This is a genomic window from Synechococcus sp. H70.1, from assembly GCF_047502705.1.
Lineage (GTDB): Bacteria > Cyanobacteriota > Cyanobacteriia > Thermostichales > Thermostichaceae > Thermostichus.
The window spans coordinates 14630-32699 of the sequence record NZ_JANSIV010000084.1 but is presented as its reverse complement, the minus strand read 5'-3'; the positions used below and the strand labels follow the sequence as shown (position 1 = coordinate 32699).

General features: G+C 59.9%; 16 protein-coding genes. 3 read left to right on the top strand and 13 right to left on the bottom strand.

Annotation, left to right across the window (positions count from 1 at the left end):
* Positions 1-245: 245 nt before the first annotated feature.
* The 3 genes from nusB to NW827_RS06400 form a co-directional block, all read right to left on the bottom strand.
* Positions 246-1088, bottom strand: coding sequence for a transcription antitermination factor NusB (nusB, locus tag NW827_RS06410; RefSeq protein ID WP_414403192.1), 843 nt, complete (start codon positions 1086-1088; stop codon positions 246-248).
* Positions 1089-1158: 70 nt separating this feature from the next.
* Positions 1159-3306: an ATP-dependent helicase gene (locus tag NW827_RS06405; protein ID WP_414403193.1), complete on the bottom strand. Its 2148-nt coding sequence runs from the start codon at positions 3304-3306 to the stop codon at positions 1159-1161.
* 14 nt (positions 3307-3320) lie between these two features.
* Entirely contained in the window at positions 3321-4184 is an 864-nt protein-coding gene (locus NW827_RS06400; protein WP_414503463.1) for a Cof-type HAD-IIB family hydrolase, read from the bottom strand.
* A 282-nt stretch (positions 4185-4466) separates the two neighbouring features.
* Between NW827_RS06400 and NW827_RS06395 the strand changes: the two genes are divergently transcribed.
* The 3 genes from NW827_RS06395 to NW827_RS06385 all read left to right on the top strand — a co-directional run bounded on the left by NW827_RS06395 (position 4467) and on the right by NW827_RS06385 (position 7049).
* Positions 4467-5384 carry a DUF1517 domain-containing protein gene (locus tag NW827_RS06395; RefSeq protein ID WP_414403195.1) on the top strand — a complete coding sequence of 306 codons (918 nt, stop codon included), beginning with the start codon at positions 4467-4469 and terminating at the stop codon, positions 5382-5384.
* Positions 5385-5517: 133 nt separating this feature from the next.
* Positions 5518-6186, top strand: a complete 669-nt coding sequence (locus NW827_RS06390; RefSeq protein WP_414503462.1) for a hypothetical protein — start codon at positions 5518-5520, stop codon at positions 6184-6186.
* 143 nt (positions 6187-6329) lie between these two features.
* Positions 6330-7049 (top strand): peptidylprolyl isomerase, encoded by a 720-nt coding sequence (locus NW827_RS06385; protein ID WP_414403197.1) that lies wholly within the window; start codon positions 6330-6332, stop codon positions 7047-7049.
* A 118-nt stretch (positions 7050-7167) separates the two neighbouring features.
* On the opposite strand, the gene bchM is transcribed toward NW827_RS06385, so the two are convergent.
* From bchM to NW827_RS06335, 10 genes are all read right to left on the bottom strand, one after another.
* Positions 7168-7884, bottom strand: a complete 717-nt coding sequence (bchM, locus tag NW827_RS06380; RefSeq protein ID WP_414503461.1) for a magnesium protoporphyrin IX methyltransferase — start codon at positions 7882-7884, stop codon at positions 7168-7170.
* A gap of 408 nt (positions 7885-8292) precedes the next feature.
* A complete protein-coding gene (locus tag NW827_RS06375; RefSeq protein WP_414403199.1) occupies positions 8293-9240 on the bottom strand; it encodes a D-alanine--D-alanine ligase in 948 nt (315 codons plus the stop codon).
* Between the two features lie 56 nt (positions 9241-9296).
* A complete protein-coding gene (gene ftsZ / locus NW827_RS06370; RefSeq protein WP_414360033.1) occupies positions 9297-10406 on the bottom strand; it encodes a cell division protein FtsZ in 1110 nt (369 codons plus the stop codon).
* 422 nt (positions 10407-10828) lie between these two features.
* Positions 10829-11956 carry a non-hydrolyzing UDP-N-acetylglucosamine 2-epimerase gene (wecB, locus tag NW827_RS06365; RefSeq protein WP_414403200.1) on the bottom strand — a complete coding sequence of 376 codons (1128 nt, stop codon included), beginning with the start codon at positions 11954-11956 and terminating at the stop codon, positions 10829-10831.
* Between the two features lie 475 nt (positions 11957-12431).
* Positions 12432-12626 (bottom strand): hypothetical protein, encoded by a 195-nt coding sequence (locus NW827_RS06360; RefSeq protein ID WP_414359420.1) that lies wholly within the window; start codon positions 12624-12626, stop codon positions 12432-12434.
* 107 nt (positions 12627-12733) lie between these two features.
* The gene (locus tag NW827_RS06355) at positions 12734-13354 is read right to left on the bottom strand and encodes a hypothetical protein (RefSeq protein ID WP_414359418.1); all 621 of its coding nucleotides are present in this window, start codon (positions 13352-13354) and stop codon (positions 12734-12736) included.
* Between the two features lie 42 nt (positions 13355-13396).
* A complete protein-coding gene (gene argH, locus NW827_RS06350) occupies positions 13397-14812 on the bottom strand; it encodes an argininosuccinate lyase (protein WP_414403201.1) in 1416 nt (471 codons plus the stop codon).
* A gap of 117 nt (positions 14813-14929) precedes the next feature.
* Entirely contained in the window at positions 14930-15148 is a 219-nt protein-coding gene (locus NW827_RS06345) for a hypothetical protein (RefSeq protein WP_414403202.1), read from the bottom strand.
* 92 nt (positions 15149-15240) lie between these two features.
* Complete coding sequence (locus tag NW827_RS06340; RefSeq protein ID WP_414403203.1) at positions 15241-16893, bottom strand: PP2C family protein-serine/threonine phosphatase; 1653 nt, start codon at positions 16891-16893, stop codon at positions 15241-15243.
* Between the two features lie 101 nt (positions 16894-16994).
* The coding region (locus NW827_RS06335; protein ID WP_414503460.1) for a glycosyltransferase family 4 protein at positions 16995-18070 on the bottom strand (1076 nt) is incomplete at its 5' end.

Below are 18070 nucleotides of genomic sequence, written 5' to 3'. Positions count from 1 at the left end.
GCACGTAGCTTCTGGAGGCAAGAGCAAGCTGCCCTGCTGAACTGGCCAGGGATCTAGCTAGGGCTAAAGGGGCACTTCCAGCCCCACCTGCAGGGCAGAAGTTGGCGGGTAGTGCTCAGGGACAATCCCAGCCTTAAGCCCGTGGCAGCCCTGCGGGAAGTCTGGTGGTGGGAGAAACGCCCCTGTCTGAGACAGATCTGCCTGCCCAGTCTCCCTCCGCATTAGAGCAGGGGAGGTTTATCTGCTCAGCCTGCAGAGGTGGTAGCAGGGCCTTCGTGGGTCTCCACCGGGTTGTCCACCACCCGCCGCAGCACGCCGTTAACGAAAGCGGCGGCCTCCGGATCCCCGTATTTTTTGGCCAACTCTACAGCTTCGTTGATGGCGACCTTAACGGGACTGCTGGCCAGTATTTCCATCTCTACCACCGCCAGGCGCAGGATATCCCGCTCGATCCGCCCCAACCGCTGCAATTGCCAGCCCACCAGAACCTTTTGTAAACGAGCGTCAATCACCTCTTTGTGGGTATGCAGGGCGGTCAACAGTTGCAGAGCATAGGTGCGCACCTCTTGGGCTTGGGCAAGGTGCAGCAGTTCCGGCATCGAGAGGGCAGCCCCCAGCCGGTTGACTGCCTTTTGGGACAACTGAACAACTTCCTCCAGGATGTGGCGGACGCTCTGCAGGCGCTGCTCCAGGTGCTCTAGGGCTTGGCCAGCATTGCCGAGGGCCACTTGGGCTTGGTAAACCAGCTCCGGCAACTCCCTTGGCACAGCTGCCCCCTGCAAGGCACTTTCCAGACGCTGCAAATGTCGCTGGGCCTGGTGAAGACGGAGGGCAAGGGAACGGGATCCACTCTCTTCCTTGACCTCGGAGGCAGCCAAAAACAGAGGATCGCTCTCCTGCAACAGGCGGTCACTGCGCTCAATTTCTGCCGCTGCCGTCGCAAGGGTTTCATGGGTCTCCTCCTGCAGGGTGCGGATGGCTGCCAGCAGCAAGTCCTCCAGTTGTTTTTCGCTGAGTTTGGCCGCCGTGGCCGGCAGTTGGCTGACCCCCAGCAAGGCCAGTTCGCGGGCAACACGCCGAGGTTGCATTGCAAAACACCCTTGTTACGACTGCCCGATTGGGCTTAGCTATGCTAGCAGGCGGGAGGCAGAACAAATGCTAATTGAGCTCAAAACTGCGCCTGAGCACGCGAAAGGCCAAAGCTGGGCTTTGCTCTCTACCATAGGAGGAGTGGCTAGAGACCGATAGGGTCAGCCGCCGTTTGCTGCGGGTAATGCCCACATACAGCAGCCGCAGCCGCTCTGCAGCCAAGTCCAAAAAGGCCTGCTCGGTAGGAGAGTTGGCCTGTAGATCCCAGTAGCTTCTGCGGCTAAGCTGGCGCAGCTGGGCCAGGGCTTCTGCTTTCATATCGACATCTTCCAAAAACTTTAGCCCCACCGGTCGCTCCTCATAGTGGGTAGGAAACTCGTAGGCCGACACCTGGGGGATGAAGACCTGATCCCATTCCAAACCCTTGGCACGGTGCAGCGTAGCAACCGTGATGCTGCCCGGCTCGGGGTTGAAGGCAAAGAGCTCCGAGGGCAAGTTGCGGAGGCGGTAATCCAGAATCACCTGAAATTCTTGGGCAATCTCCTGCCAATCCGCCTCAGGGAGGGATCCCAACACCTGCTCCAACTGGTTGATGACATAGCAACCCACAAACAGCTCTTCCGGCTTGCGGTAGAGGCTTTGGACAATGAAATTCAGCACCTCCGGCCAGGGAGAACGCCCAGCCCGTAGCCAACTGGCCAGGGTCTGCAGCAACTGGCCTAAGCTTTGCCAAGAGGGGCTATCTGGCCAGGTAGGAGCTTCCCCAAACTGGGGAAACAGCAGCCGCTCTGGCAGCGAGGCGCGGATCCAGCCCAGCATTGGCTCCAGCTCCGCCCGTGGGATCCCGGCCCAGTCGGCTAGGTGCTCTACGGCTGCAGCCAGTCGAGCAGAGGAAGTGGGCTGGGCCAACCAGTCAATCACCCCCTTGAGCTGCAGCAGCACCCGCCGCTGGGTGGGGCTGCCCCGCAACAGGTCAATAACCCGCTCTCCGCCCCTTTCCCGCAGGTAGTCGAGGGCTTTTCCTCCCAGCTCGTTGGTGGTAACCAGAATAGCCACTGTTTGGGTGGGGAAGGCCTGGGCGGCTGTCAAGGCCCACTGAGCCACCTCCTGCAGCTCCTGCTCGGGGGTTCCTCTGACGCAGCGAAACTCCACCTGTCCTTCGCTGGCTGGGGGATTTGGGCTGCCGGTACTGGCTGGACGAATGTGCTGCGGAGCTAGAGCGGTGCGCAGGGCTGGGATGGGGTGTTCCTGAGTTACCCAGTCCACCAGGCGGTTGGCCAGCTCCAGGATCTGGGGAGCACTGCGGCTGGACTCCTGCAGCGAGATGACCTGGGGACTGGCCTGACAAAAGTCACGAAATAGCCGCGGCTCCGCGGTAGTGAAGGTGCCCATGATGCTCTGGTTGGGATCCCCCACCCGTACTAGGTTGCCAGTGCGCTGGCTAAGCAGCCGCAGCAGCTCTTCTTGGAGGGGGGAGCTGTCCTGAGCTTCGTCCTCGAATAGGTAGTCGTACCACTGTTGCACCTGCTGCTGCAGCGCCGAGTCCCGCTCAATCAGCTCCACCGCCTGCCAGCCCAGGTCGTCGTAGTCCAGCTGGCCTCGGCGACGCAGCTCCGCTTGGTAGGCAGCATAGAGGGGAGCCGCCCAGCCTAGGTAGCCCTCTCTGGGGAGCACCTCCGGCTCCAGGCGCAGGTTCTTAGCTGTGCTGATCACCGCCTGCACCATCTGTTGAAAGCTGCCCCGAAACCGCAGCCGGTTGTAGACTGCCCTCTCATCGGCAGGGATCAGGGGCTCCCAGAGGTGGGTGTGGGAGTTGAGCCAGGCGCGGCAGAGACGGGTGAGAAGGCGCTTCTGCTCATATTCCTCCAGGATGGACAGCTCTTCCCAAGGGCCGGGGGCTTCCCGCAACACCCGCAGCGCTAGGGAATGCAAGGTAAAGGCTTGGGTAAAGCGATCTGGGTAGCCCGCCTCTTGCAGGCGTTGGTTGATACGGCGCAGCAGATTGACCCGTGCTGAGCGCATGTAGGTAAATACCCCGATGCGCTCGGGCGGGATGCCGCGCTTGAGGATGAGATTGACAATCAGAAGCTCCAGGATAAACGTCTTGCCGCTCCCTGGAACAGCAGCAATCCCCAGCTGCCCTGATTGATAGGCCAAAACCTGTTGCTGCTCCGGACGCAGGATAATCTGGGGAAAAGGAGAATCAGCTAAGCCCACGGTCAGATCCCTGCCTAGGTAAGGATAAAGGTCTCGATGGCCACCGCCACCCCATCCTCGGTGACGGGAGGAGCCACCCAATCAGCGTAGGGCAGCAAAGCCGGTGAGGCATTCCCCATGGCCACCCCGATCCCTGCATAGCGCAGCATCTCAATGTCATTGTCGCCATCCCCAATGGCCATCACCTGCTCCGCCGACACCCCCAGCAGCTCTTCCGCCAGAAAGCGCACCGCATTGCCCTTGTTTACCGCTGGATGGGTAGCCTCCAAAAAAATTGGCTCTGACCGCGTGAGATAGAGCTGCTCTGGAGAATACCGCTGCCGCAGGGATCCCTGGAGTTCCTGCAAAAACTCCGTATCTTCTGAAACAACTAGGATCTTGGTGGGTCTTTGCCCATATTGGGCAGGGGAAAGAATCTGGAACGGCACTTGCGAGCGCTCAGCATAGGCGCGGCTCAGAGGGCTGAGTTCCCGCACATAGAGCTGGTCGTCGATGTAGAGATGGACCCCCACCGGCAGATCCTGCAGCACTTGCAACAACTCCTCTGTCAGCGCCCAGTCCAAGCGCCAGTGCTTGAACGTCTTCTGGCTCTCGGGATCCCGAATGAGCGCCCCTTGGTAGCTGCAGAGGGGCATATCCGCTCCAATGGCGTAGTGAAATCGCTCGGCAGAGCGATGCATCCGACCGGTGGCAATGGCCACCCGCACGCCCGCCGCCTTAGCCCTTTGGATTGCCCGTCGCACTGGCTCTGAAACTTGGTTGGAAGGTCCTGCCAGCGTGCCATCGATGTCCAACACCAACAGCCGCACCTCCCTCTGGGCCAAGGACTGACGAGATTGCCTTTTCTGGGGCCGCTCTTGCACTTCTACTGGCTGCATTGCTCCTCCTCTTGGCCAGTGCATGGGTTTGGGGTTGAACTTGGCAAGGGCTCGATACAGATTGTAATGGTCTGTAATGCTCCAAGTTGCTGGATAGGGTTAGCTGAATCGGCGGGAAGCCCCGCCCTGGATTTGGGTTGCGTAGGTGGCGTAGGCCATATTGTGTTTGTGTTTACCCAACAAAGATGAGGATCGAGAGTCGTTCAGGGAGAGCAAGCCCCTGGCCTCTGCCGGCTGAGGAAAGAGCCTACAATTGAGTAAGGACGTGGACAAACTGTGAACATGCTGAAACGAATCGGTCGCTTCTGCCGGTCCCTGTTGGCTCTTGCTCTGGCCGTGATCCTGGCCTTGGCGCCCCTCAGTGCTGTCTGGGCGCGCAGTGGTGGTCGTGTTGGCGGTGGCTCTTTCCGCTCCCCGACTTTCTCAGCTCCCCGCGCCGTTGGTCCCCGTTCCGCTCCGGTGTACCCCAGCTACGGAGGGGGGTTTGGGTTTCCCTTAGTGGTGCCCTTGTTTTGGGGAGGCGGTGGCAGCCTGCTGACGTTGCTGCTTTTGATTGGGGCCGGTAGCTTTCTGGTGCGCAGCTTGCGCTCAGCTGTTTCCGAAGAGGGTGACGAAGGGGTTGCTGACCCGCCAGTAACCGTGGCCCAGGTGAAAGTGGGCCTGCTGGCCAGCGCCCGACAACTGCAAAAGGAGATCAACGCGCTGGCTCTGGAAGCGGATACCCAGTCGCCAGAGGGGCTGAGCCAACTGCTGCAAGAAGTCAGCCTTAGTTTGATGCGCTACAGTGACTACTGGGTCTATGGCTATGCAGAGGCGGAGAAGCGGCCTCTCTCCCAGGCCGAATCCCTGTTCTACCGAGCCTCGTTGCAAGAGCGGAGCAAGTTTAGCGCGGAAACCCTCACCAACCGTAACAACCAGATCCAGCAGCTTTCCCAAGCAGCCCTGCCCCAATCGACTAGGCGGATCCCAGATGTCGGCGAGTACCTGGTCGTTACTCTACTAGTTGCGTATCGCGGCAACTTGGGTACACTACCTGTAGTTAAGTCCGTGGCAGAGCTGCGGCAGTGGCTAATGCAGTTGGCCTCCATCCCTGCCGAGCGGATTGTGGCCATTGAAGTGCTGTGGACGCCGCAGTTGGAGGGAGACACCCTGTCGGCGGAAGCGCTGTTGACCGAGTACCCAGAAATGCGGCTCCTCTGAGGTCGCGGGGGTAAGGAGACAGCAGCTGGGGTGTTTCACCGCCGCGGGCGCCTTGCCGTCAGGCTAGGGAGGTTCCGTTTCCGTGTCTGGGTTGGGTGCTTCAGCAGCCAGGAGCCGGTGTTCTCCGTGGGCCTTGGCCGGTTATACAAATCAAGCCGACTCTCTCCTGGATGAGCTGTTGGAGGAGTTGGAGCACAGCCTTGAGGAAGGGGGGGCAGAGGAGTATCCCTATTTGGGTACACGCCCCCCGTTGCTTTCCCACCGTTCTTCGGCTAGTGGCGGGCTGCTGCTGGGTTTGCTGGCCACGCTAGTGGTGGGGCTAGCTTTTTGGCTAACTCTGCGTCCGCGGGTGGGGGTTTTCTCGCTGGCCGATCCCGCTCCCGCAAGGGATCCCCGCCTCGAGACGCCTAAGCCTGTCCCTTCTGCTCCCCCGCCAGCTCAGGAGCCGTCCTCCAACTGTGTGGATCTGCCTAAGCAGGGTGCCTCTCAGGAGCCAAGGGGAGAGGTCGCGGCCAAGCCGGAAGCGGGAAGACCAGTAGCCGCCGCTCCCCCTCCTTCTCGAAGGTTGACTCCGCCGGCGCCGCTCCCCTCCCAAGAAGCACCGCCGCCGATGAAATTGGTGGGGCTGATCCACGATCCAGGCGCTCCTAAGGCCTTGATCTTGGTGGACAAGGTGGTGCGGCAGGTGCAGGCGGGCCAGAGGGTGAAAGGCGAGTGGCGGGTCACCTCCATTACCCGCTACGGCGTGGCTGTGAGCAACGGTGTTCGCAGCCTTACCTTGCAGTTGGGGTTGTCTCATTAGTTGCTGGGGGTGGATAAGCCCCGCCCTGGACTTGGACACCCCCGGGTTGAAATTGGGTACAACCAGGCGCTGGGGCATCCCGTGTCCGTTCGGGGAGGGAATACGAGAAGCACGCTACGCATGGTTACGCGAGGCTTGCACAGATGGCAGGGGGCAAGCTGGGGATCGGCTTGGTGTTGGGATATGGGTGTCTCAGTCTACTGGCCTGCCACGGCAGGCCTCCTTCAGCAGAAGCCTTGAAGGGGATCCCGGCAGCCTATGCCGATCGCCCGCAATTGCAAGGCAGAGCGGTGGTGGAACTGGAAATCCAGACTGCTGAAGGGCGAGGGCGGGTGCTCCTGGAGATCCGCGGCGATGCAGCGCCCCTTACGGCTGGCCATTTTGTCGATCTGGTGCAGCGGGGCTTCTACAACGGCCTTACTTTCCATCGCGTGGAGAAAGATCCCCAACCTTTTGTGGTGCAGGGAGGAGATCCCCGCGGAGATGGCAGCGGTGGCGCCACCGAGCCGGGCAGCAGCCGCCTACGGACCCTCCCCCTAGAAATCCAGGTGCGGGGAGAACCCTACCCCCGCTACAACACCTTGATTGAGGATCCCCTGGCCCTGAGTAAGTTGGCCCTGCCCCATCGCCTAGGCGCGGTGGCCATGGTCCGTTCCAGTCCTCTGGATTCAGCCTCATCCCAGTTTTATATCGCCCTCTCGGATCTGCCAATTTTGGATGGGCGCTATGCAGTGTTTGGCTATGTCACCAGTGGCATGGAGTGGGTGGAGCGTATCCAAGTGGGAGATGTCATCCGCTCGGCGCGGGTGCTAGAGGGAGCAGAGCTGCTGCGGGTGCCAAGTCCAAAGCCGGTTGCAAACTAGGGATCCTGGCCATTGAGGCTACTCCCTAGCTGGGCAGCGCGAGTTTTTAGCAGGATGGGAACGGCTACTTCACAAAGACCTGGGGTGGGCCCTGGGCAGTGCTCAAGATCCCCCGGGCCTAGCCGGTGTTGCTGAAGGTGTTGTTACCCGTGCAATTGGGAACAAAGTTGTAGCGCACCAGGTCGAGCAGACAAGCAAAGTAGAAGCGGCTTTGAATGGTTTGTCGCTGCTGGACTTTCCAGCCCCACTCGGCAAGGTGGCTGACCAACGTTGCCTCGCGGTGTTGGTAGGCACGGGTGGTTTTGGTGGAGCCAGGGAAGAACTCTCCCACTTTCTTGAGCAGCGTCAGCCAGGGGGTTTTGGGAGCAAAGCTGAAGATTAGGCGGGACTTGGCTAAGCCGGTCAAGTGCCTAAGCATACGCAGGGCGTCGGCTTCGGGGTAGTGGATCATTACATCCAGGCAGACGACGACATCGTACTCCCCTGTCAGCTCCTCCAGATCCAGAACCTGAAACTGGGGATTGCCTGGCGATCCCAGCTCGAGCTGCTGCCGGCGACGCGCTTCGTTAATCATTTGTTCGGAAATGTCGCTGGCAAATACCTGCGCCCCACGGGCAGCCAAAGGCAGGCTGAGGCTGCCCACCCCACAGCCGGCATCGCAAATGCGCAAACCTGAAGGATCCCCCAGCCACTGCAACACCGTTTCAACAGTGCGGGCATGGCCCAGTCGGATATCTCTTTGGACAAAATTGACTTCCTCGTTGCCGTAGATGCGGCGCCAGCGCTCAAAGCCGACCGTGTTGAAGTAGTTGCGGACGATGGTTTTTTCCTGCATAAGACTGCTAGTTGTATGCCGGGATCCGCTGGGGAATCCCTGTCTCCCCGGAGATGCGGATACATTTTACCCCGAAGCCGCGCCCGCCCCCCGGCCATAACGGCCGTATTGGAATTGGCTTGCCCGCCCTGGGATCTTGAAGACAGAAGCTGAGATTGCCCAGGCGTTGCAGGCTCGCTTGGCCGTCCCTGTCAGGGTTGCTGTCAAGCGTTGCCAAGCTCACCTGCACCTACTCCAAACCCAACTTGACTCCCTGCATCTAGGCCAAGAGGGCAAGCCGCGCTGGAGGTCCTGGGAAGAGGTGACAGTCTAGGGGCGCTGAGGAGACCGCGCTCGTGCTGGAAAAGCAAGGCCATCAGTTCCACCCGCCCCCTAAGCCCGGAGAAGTTGTGGCCAGCAGGGGTGGGGCTAAACCGGGAGGGGCGAGCGGGTCAAAGCTGCCCTCCGTAGGGCATCCTGCAGTATCCGCTCCACCAGTTCTGTAAACGTCCACCCCAGCGCCGCTGCCGCATCTGGGCAAAGCGAAGTAGGGGTCATGCCAGGCAGGGTGTTCACCTCCAGCACCCAGGGGTTCTCGTCAGCATCCACCCGCAGATCCACCCGCGCTAGGCCCTCACATCCCAACACCTGATAGGCCTTTAGCCCTGCCGCCTCGCAGCGGGCCAACCCTGCCGCGCTGAGGGAACAAGGGATCAAATGCCGCGAGCCGCCGGGGGTATACTTGGCGGCGTAGTCGTAAAAGTCTCCCCGTGCCGGGATAATCTCAATGGCTGGGAGAACCTGGCCGGAGAGAATGGCAAGGGTAATCTCCTTACCGGGAATGTAGCGCTCTAGGAAAACCCGCGATGAGACCGAGCAGGCCAACTCCAGCCCCTGGGCAAATGACTCCTCATCCCGGGCAATGCTGATCCCCACCGTTGAGCCGCTGTTGCTGGGCTTGACCACCAGCGGCGATCCTAAGCGCGCCACGCACTCAACCCAAGAGAGCGGCTGCGCTTTATCCCAGACCAGCCAGTCAGGGGTGGGGATCCCTGCAGCCCGAAAGATCTGCTTAGAGACCAGCTTGTCCATGGCTAGAGCGCTGGCCAGGGGCCCAGATCCCTGGTAGGGCAGGCCCAGCCACTCCAGCATCCCCTGCACCACCCCATCCTCGCCGCCTGGGCCATGCAAGGCAATCCAAACAAAGTCGCAGCCAGCCTGTCGTTCCTGCCAAAGGCGCAGGGGCAGGTCCTCCTCCGGATCGATGAGCTTTACGCGATGCCCCAAATCCTCCAGAGCTTGCTTGCAGGCCCTACCCGTCACCAAGGAGACCTGCCGTTCTGCCGAACGGCCTCCCGCCAGGACGACAATGTTCATGACTCCTCCACCACCCCAAGACTTGCTGCTCTTAACTGGCCATTTCTCAATCCTACCTAGAGAGGCGGACGGCGACGACGTAAAAACTCGGGAATGTCCAAGCCGCCGGAAGGAGGGGGCTCAGGCTCAGGGGGCTGCCGAGGGGGTGGTTCAGAGAGGGTCTTGCGCGTCCCCCCTGAGTTGCCTGCGGAGGCCTTAGCTGCAGGAGTGCTAGCAGCCGACCGCGGTCGGTCAAAACCGGTGGCAATAACGGTGATGCGCACCTCGCCCTGCATGCGCTCGTCTTGCACGGTGCCGAAGATGATGTTGGCCTCCGGATCCACGGCCTCGGCAATAATCTCAGCTGCAACTGTTACCTCGTGCAACGACAGATCCAGTCCGCCAGTGATATTGAAGAGGACGCCCTTAGCCCCCTCAATGGAGGTTTCCAAAAGGGGAGAGGACACGGCAGTAATGGCAGCTTCGCGGGCGCGGGACTTGCCGGAGCCCATGCCAATGCCCATCAGGGCAGTGCCGGCATCAGCCATGACACTGCGCACATCGGCAAAATCCACGTTGATCATGCCCGGGATGAGAATGATATCGGAGATGCCCTGCACCCCCTGGCGCAAGACATCATCGGCAACGCGAAAGGCTTCGTGCACAGGGGTTTGCTCAGAGATTACCGAGAGCAATTTGTCGTTGGGGATCACAATCAGGGTATCCACTGCCTCCTGCAGCGCTTGGATCCCTTCTTCAGCTTGCTTGGCGCGCCGCTTGCCCTCAAAAGAAAAAGGCCGCGTCACCACTCCTACGGTTAGGGCGCCACTGGCCTTGGCAATCTGGGCAACCACAGGCGCTCCCCCTGTCCCTGTACCCCCTCCCATGCCAGCAGCAATGAAGACCAGATCTGCCCCCTTCAGAATGGCAGCAATTTCTTCGCTCGACTCCTCGGCCGCCTTCTGACCAATGGCTGGGTTGCCACCTGCCCCTAGCCCACGGGTTAGCTTTTGCCCAATTTGCAGGCATTTCACTGTTGGCGTTGAGGATTGAGCAAGAGCTTGGGCGTCGGTGTTGATGCTCCAAAACTCAACGCCCTTGAGGTTACTAGCTGCCATCCGATTGACGGCGTTGCCACCTCCCCCCCCTACCCCTACCACCTTAATTTTTGCGGCATTGCTCACCATGTTCTCCTCTGGATAACCTGCCGCCTTACTCTGGGCGCCGTTTCCTTCGAAGCTGGCCCCCAGCCCTTCGCCTGAGGAGGGCTTGCTGCAGCGAGAAGAAGCCAAGTGGGCTTGCTCTAGTTCCTGCTCAGGGGTAGGGAAGGAGGTATAGAACCAGCTAGATGGCATGTCAGCCCTTAAGACTCTATTCAATACTAAGCATCCTAGCTGACCCTAAGGCAACTCTCCTCCCCTGCCAATACAAGGCCTCACCAGGATACTCTAGGCTCTTTGAGGTTTGCTACTTTGCTTACGCCTCCTCCTTACAGTTGAGCTTTTTAGGAATGCCAACTTGCCTACAAACTCGTGTGCCCTACAATACCTCAAGGGAGCTCTGCTGTTGCCTTCAAAACAAGGCCGGACTTGTGTTTTCCTGTAAGCTTTTATCCCCGGCAGCTCTTTAGGTGCAACTGATCCTCAATGAGGTGGCAAATTTGTTGGGCAGCTGTGCCGTCGCCGAAGGGGTTTTTGGCTTGGGCCATGCGGGCGTAGGCTTGGGGATCGCTGAGCAGTTCCCGAGCCGCCTCCAGGATCTTTTCGGGGTGGGTGCCGACTAGGCGGGCGGTGCCAGCAGCAATTGCCTCTGGGCGCTCGGTGGTCTGCCGTAGCACCAGCACCGGTTTGCCCAGAGCAGGAGCCTCTTCTTGGATGCCGCCCGAATCTGTGAGAATGAGAGTGCAGCGCTGCATGGCACTCACCCAGCAGGGATAGTCCAAGGGATCAGTGAGAAAGACTCGCTCCTGGGATCCCAAGAGAGCTTGCAGGGGCTCCCGCACCACCGGGTTGGGGTGGAGAGGTAAAAGAATCGCGGTGTCAGGGAACTCAGCCAAAAGTTGTAGGAGAGCCTTAGCAATGGCATGGAGGGGATCCCCCCAATTTTCCCGCCGGTGTACGGTAACCAACAAAACGCGATAGCGCTCCCAGTCCAGACCGGGAATGGGACAGGGGATCCCAAGGGAGGCCACTTGCTGCAGAGCATCGATAACGGGGTTGCCGGTGCAGTAGATAGAGCCAACCACGTGGCTGCGCTTTAGGTTTTCCACCGCCTGCGGCGTGGGGGCAAAGTGAAGGGTAGCCAACTGGGAGATGAGGCGGCGGTTGGCCTCCTCAGGAAAAGGATGGTAAAGATCGTCGGTGCGGAGGCCAGCTTCCACGTGCCCCACGGGAATGCGTTGGTAAAAAGCAGCTAGGGCAGCAGCAAAGGCGGTGGTGGTGTCACCCTGGACCAAGACCAGTTGGGGTTGCTGCGCCTGCAGGTAGGGCTCCAGGCCGCGCAGGGTGGCTTCGGTAATATCAGTTAGGCTTTGGCGAGGACGCATGATCCCCAAGTCGCAGTCCGCCTGCAGGCCAAAAAGCCGCATCACCTGATCCACCATCTCCCGGTGTTGCCCCGTCAGGACTACTTCAGTGCGCAGGTGGGGACTGGCCCGCAGAGCCTGGATAACTGGGGCCAGCTTAATGGCCTCGGGCCGCGTGCCTAAGATCACGGAAACCAGAGGAAGGAAAGTCATGGGCTCAAGGGCAATGGACTCTAGGCAGGACCCAAATCTTCTCCAGGCCTCCCTCCCTTGGGCCTGGGCAAGGCCTAGGCCCCGCCTCGCCAGTCTGCAAGGTTCTCAACAGAGACTATACCTGTATCGTCAAGACCTGCCTCACCTTAGCTTTACCAAGGACACCTTGGGAGCAGCTCCACCTCTGCCCGCACAGCAATAAATTCCCCCCACCGCCGAAGCCGAGGGAGGGGGATTAACTAACGGGCGCTACTGGGCTGTACCTAAAAGCTCAGCCTCCGGATACAGGGACACGCCACCCTTGTCAGTTTCTCCTAATGGCTTTACCCCTGCTTTCTGTTTGCATTAGCATGCATTGACGCTAACCATCAACTATACGCGGGCATAGCGGCACAGGACGTTTCTAGATAGCTTTCTCGTGCAAGCAAGAAGAAAGCTGCAATGCAGACGGAGGATCCCTTTTGTCCAGGGCTGTCTACATCCACCCCATTTCGTCGCAGATAAGAGTAAACACCGTCGCGCAGCTAACCACCAGCAGCGAGAGGAGAAGTGACTGGCCGTGGGCTATGCAAACTGCAGCGGCCAAGGAGGCACCAACAGCGGCAGAAAAAGTGCGGCCTGCCCAATTACCTTTGGAGGGCTTGTCAAAGGGATTAAATTTGTCAAACATTTCAATCCAAGAGGTGCACAAAAGAGCAGGTCATTGAGTTTGTCCCAGACTATCACCCTCAGGGACCATTTCAGCGGGATTCAGCACCGTTCTCAATATTTCTTCGCCTAGGCTTCAATCTTTCGCAAAATTGCCCTCAGGCGTTCGTAATCCTCCCGCAACAGCAAGCTCAACTGCCGCCCTACCTGCACCAACCAGTGGCGGTCCCGGTTCAAGAGGCGATAGGTCTGGCGGATGGCAGCAGCTACCAACTCGTCGCTGGGAATGCTGTTGATGCGCAGCAGGGTGTGCAGAAACTCAAACGAGCGACAAAACTCCCGCACCTGTCCCTCCGAGCAGGGATAAACTGGCTGGTGAATCTGGGGCGGGCGCGGCGGCAGGTACTGGTAAACTCGCTCCCCGCTGACAAAGCCAACAATGGCAGCACGGAAGTCGCTGCGCAACATGGCGAAAATTTGGGGCTGCTGCTCCCGCAGCTGTTGGAGGGACAAGCCTAAAGCTCTAGGTCGGTGAATTGGGTCAACAGGCGTGATGGCCGCGTAGCAAACCACTCCATAGATCCAGTTGCCGCTCTCTTCATCCTGAGAGCAGATCCAGCTACCAAGAGCAGGCAGGGTTGGGAAAGCCAGCCGTTCCGGCTCAAAGCACTGGGCCACGAAGGTGGTGGTGTTGGCTTCCACCACTTCTCCCAAAGCAAAGGGGGGTGGGGAGGTGGCTTGGGATCCCATCCTGCCTCCAATTCTGTCAAGGCTGCTTCTAGGAGGGCGGTGCTACCCTAGCTCTAGCTGCTGGTGGCGGGCCTGGGCCCGTTGCAGGGCCTGCCGTACTGCGGCAAAGCCAGTGCCTCCAGGGCTAAGCCGCGCAGCCACTACCTGCCGGGGATCGATGGCCGCAAAGATATCCTCCTCGAAGACGGGGTGAAAGCTTTTCCAGCGCTCCAGGGGCAAATCCTTTAATAAGATACCTTCCGCAAGACAGGTGCGCACAATCCGGCCCACCAGATCATGGGCAGTGCGAAAAGGGATCCCTTTGCGCACTAGGTAGTCGGCTACATCGGTGGCATTGGAGAAGTCTGTCTGCACCGCGGCCTCTAGGCGCTGGGTTTGGAATTGGATGCCTTCCCGCAGGAGGATCCGCATCGCCTCCAGGCAGGCTTTTACAGTATCGACAGCATCAAAAAGCCCCTCCTTGTCCTCCTGCAAGTCTTTGTTGTAGGCCAGGGGCAGCCCTTTGAGGGTAACCAACAGAGCTTGCAGATGACCGAATACCCGCCCGGCTTTGCCCCGCACCAGTTCTGCCACATCGGGGTTTTTTTTCTGGGGCATAAGGCTAGAGCCGGTAGCACAAGTATCGGTGAGGGCGACAAAGCCAAACTCCTGCGATGCCCAGAGGATAATCTCTTCCGAGAGGCGGCTGAGGTGAACCATAATCAAGCTGGCGGCAGCGTGGAACTCCACGAGGAAGTCGCGGTCGCTCACTGCATCCAAGCTGTTGGCACTGATGCGCTCAAACCCCAGCAAATGAGCGGCAAGGTGCCGGTCAATGGGTAGGGAAGTGCCAGCTAGCGCCCCAGATCCCAGGGGACAGACATTCACTTCTTCTCGCACCCGTCCCAGCCTTTGCCAATCCCGCCAGAACATCTCTTCGTAGGCCAAAAGGTGATGGGCTAGGCTCACGGGCTGGGCTCGCTGCAGGTGAGTGTAGCCGGGCAGGATTGTCTCCACGTGCTGGCTAGCCAACTCCAGCAAGACCCCTCGCAGCTCCCAGAGGGAGTGGCGGATAGCGTCGATTTGATCCCGCAGGTAAAGGCGTAGGTCGGTGGCCACTTGGTCGTTGCGGGAGCGGCCGGTGTGCAGCTTCTTCCCCACCTCCCCTACCAACGCTACCAGCCGGCGCTCGACGGCGTAGTGGACATCTTCCGCCTCTGGGTCGGGCTGGAAGATGCCCTCGGCAACCTCCTTCTGGATTTGCTCCAGCCCCTGCCGAATCTGCTCTGTCTCTTCGCGGCTCAAGATGCCGCAGGCCCCCAGCATCTGCACGTGGGCCAGGGATCCGGCCACATCGTAGGGCAAAAGGCGAAGGTCAAAGCCAATGCTGGCATTGAAGCGGGCAATCTGAGGGTGCAGGGATCCCGCAAAGCGTCCGCTCCAGGGGCGCGGGGTGGAAGGGGCTGTCGGCTGGGACATGGACGCGGAAGGAGGATAGGGATCGACTACCACAGGAAGACTGGAAAAAAAGCAAGCCAAGCAGCAACGGCCAAGGCGCCACCACCTCAGCGCCAGGAGGTCCAAGGGCTACTGCCTCTAGTGGGAGCTAGTGATGCTCTTGAGCATGTAGCCCGCCACGATTCCTATCAAAAGCGCCCAAATTTGGCCCGATTCCACAAAGTTGTTCCAACCCCTGCGGATATCGGCCAGCACGTCCTGCCGGAACACTTGGGCAACCATCGCCTCCGTCTGCAAGGCCGGCGAGGCCGGCAAATAAACCGAGGAAAGCTCGAAGCCAGAAGCAGTGAAGTGCATGCTTGTACCTCAGGTGAAGGTTGACTGGGAAAGTGAGCCGCCCCCTAGGAGGCTTCCCTACTAGAGGGTACCCTCAGTTTGAACCTTCCTACCTAGCTTGGCTCAGAATCGGGCAATACTTTCAACACCACCAGCGTCGTATCGTCCACCAGCTCAGGCCGCAAAGAAATCTCGTCCTGGAACAGAAGCTCCACCTCCGCCGCTGGCTCGGGGACAACAGGGCGGGATCTCCTAGGGCCTCGGAAAGCCTCCATCTGGGCAAAGAGGCTTTCTAGGATCTCCTCGGGCGACTCGTAGCAACTAGCAGCCCGCTGGATGGCCTCCACTAGACCTGAGGTCTCTAGCCGCTCCCCGCGGGTATTTGCAACCTCAATATAGCCATCAGTGTAGTAGACTACCACATCCCCTGGTTGCAGTTGCACGCAGCTTTCCGTGTATTGGCTGTGTTTTTCCAAGCCAATCAGCGCTCCTTCCGTGTCTAGGGGCTGGATGTCGCGGCTGCGGGCCCGCCACCAGAGGGGGGGGTTGTGGGCGGCGTTGCTAAAGCACAAGCGGCGGGAGCGGGGATCGTACTCCGAGTAAAACAAGCTAATAAAGCGACTGGAGTTTTCCAGATCACTGTACATAGCCCGATTGAGATGTTGGAGAACACGGGCCGGCGAGTGGCCGTTAAGGGCTTCTGCCCGCACCATGGCGCGGGTCATGCTCATTAGCAGGCCGGCAGGCACGCCTTTGCCCATAACATCCCCAATCACGATCGCCAGGCGAGAGTCTGCCGACGGCTCAGACGATTCCTCCAGGTTGCTACCTGGCTCCCCAGAGGCAGGTGCCTTCGGGATCTTGATGAAATCGTAGTAGTCGCCCCCCACTTTGCTGGCTACGCGGCAGCGGGCCGCCAGCCGAATGCCCTTGACTTGGGGGTAGTGGCGGGGCAACAGTTGGGTCTGGATGTAGGAGCCAATCTCCATTTCTTTTTCCAAGGCCATTTTGCGGCGCAAGGCCGCCGTCAAGCGCTCATTCTCAATGGCCACACCCGCTTGGTCGGCCACGAGGCGCAGCAGTTGCTGGCGGCGCTCAGTCCAGTGGTAGGTGGGCTGGCGACTGAAAACGTATAGGCGACCCTGGACAGAGTTACGAATCAACAGGGGCGTGCCAAACAGGCGCACATCTGGCCCCAGGCTCTGACGCAGGCGCTCGTCTAGAAGATGTTCGAGAGCTGGGATCTTCACCGCCAGGGATCCTTCTGCTTTGAGGAGGGGCTCTTGAGCAGATAGGCTCTGGGCAATCTGCTCCATTTCCGCGCGAATCTGCTCGCGGCGCTCAAGATCTGAACAATGCAGCTGATCTAACTGAATGGTGCCGTTGGGGCTAAACAGCACTAGGGCTCCCCCATCAGCTTCGGTGAGCTGGCTGGCCACAAAAGCGGTAAGCTCCAGGATCTGGTTGAGGTTGTTGAAGGAGCGTAGGGCAAAGGCCAATCCTCCCAGCAGGTACAGCATCGACTGCTGGTCTGCACCGGCTTCAGCTTTGGCCGGGGCGGGCAAGAGGGCTGGCGACTCCTTCTCCTTGGCAGTGCCCAGCCTAGGGGTGGGATCCTCCTGAACTGAGCTGAGCGTGTCCTGGTCGGTTGTGGGCGGCAGCGAGGCAGGCAGAACCTTGGCAGGAAAAGACTCCGGCCAGGACAAACCCGATAGCCCGGCAGGGGGCTGGGCCGGAAAGGCTTTTTGCGGGTTGTGCTCATCCATCGGGAAGCTAGAGGAGATCCCCTGGAAACATAACGATGCAGTTTAGCAAAAATGTCAGAAGCTCCATCACAAAAGTTTTAGCCCAATCCCAACAGTCTTCCTCAGGCCCGGCGGCGCTGACGGGATCCCTGGCACAGTTCTTGGTAGAGCTGCTCTAGGCGACTGAGGTTGTGGCTGAGGGTGTAGCGCTCTAGAACGCGCTGGCGGGCTTTCATCCCCAGCAGTTGGGTAAACTCCCGCTGATCCCGCAATAGCGGAAGCAGCGTTTGCAGCTCCACTGTCACCCGAGCGGGGTCCAACAAGATCCCGGCTCCATCCGCTAGAACCTCGCCATCGGCACCGACATCAGTGGCCACCGCTGCCACCCCACAGGCCATCGCCTCCAGCAGCGACAAGGACAGCCCCTCAATCAAGGAAGGCAGAATGAACACGTCGGATCCCCGCAGGATCTCGATACGCTCCTGCTCGTCCGCCACATAGCCCAGCCAGTAGATCCCGTGCTGGCGGGTGTAAAAAGGCTTGAGAGTATTGAGCAGGGGTCCATCCCCCACAATCAGGAGGCCACACTTCTCACCCATTTGAGCCTGCTTCCAGGCTTTGAGCAGGGCCTCGACATTTTTTTCCGGCGAGATCCGTCCTTGGTAGACAAAGACCCGCTCCAGCCCCAACCGTTGCTTCAGGGTGGAGGGCCCCGGCGAATACTTATCCACGTCGACGCCGTTGGGGATGACCACCACCTGCTCGCGGCTCACCCCCAGTTTGCTTAGGATCTGGCGCTGCGTTTCCGAGAAGACAATGGTGCGGTCGTAGTGGGCCAAACAGGGGGCATAGAGCTGATAGGCCAGGTATTGGGTGCGGGAGGCGATGTTGCGCCGCCGTCGGTCAAAAGCCGGGTGGAAAGTAGCCACCAGGGGCTGGTTGAGCTCAGCGCAGATCTCCGGCAACACAAAATCAATGGGCGAAATTGTTAAAGAAGCATGCACCAAATCCGGCTGCAATTCCCGTAGGGCTTGGGTCAGCAACCGCCGGGCGTTGGGAGCCGGGATTGTGTAGATCTGCGACTTGTACAGACAGGGCAGGGAAACATCCCGCCCCGCCAGCTCAGCACGGCAACGGTTCCCCCGACGGGATCCCTCTACAGCAGGGGCCTCCAGGCTGGGGGAGGGGCTTTCGTTGG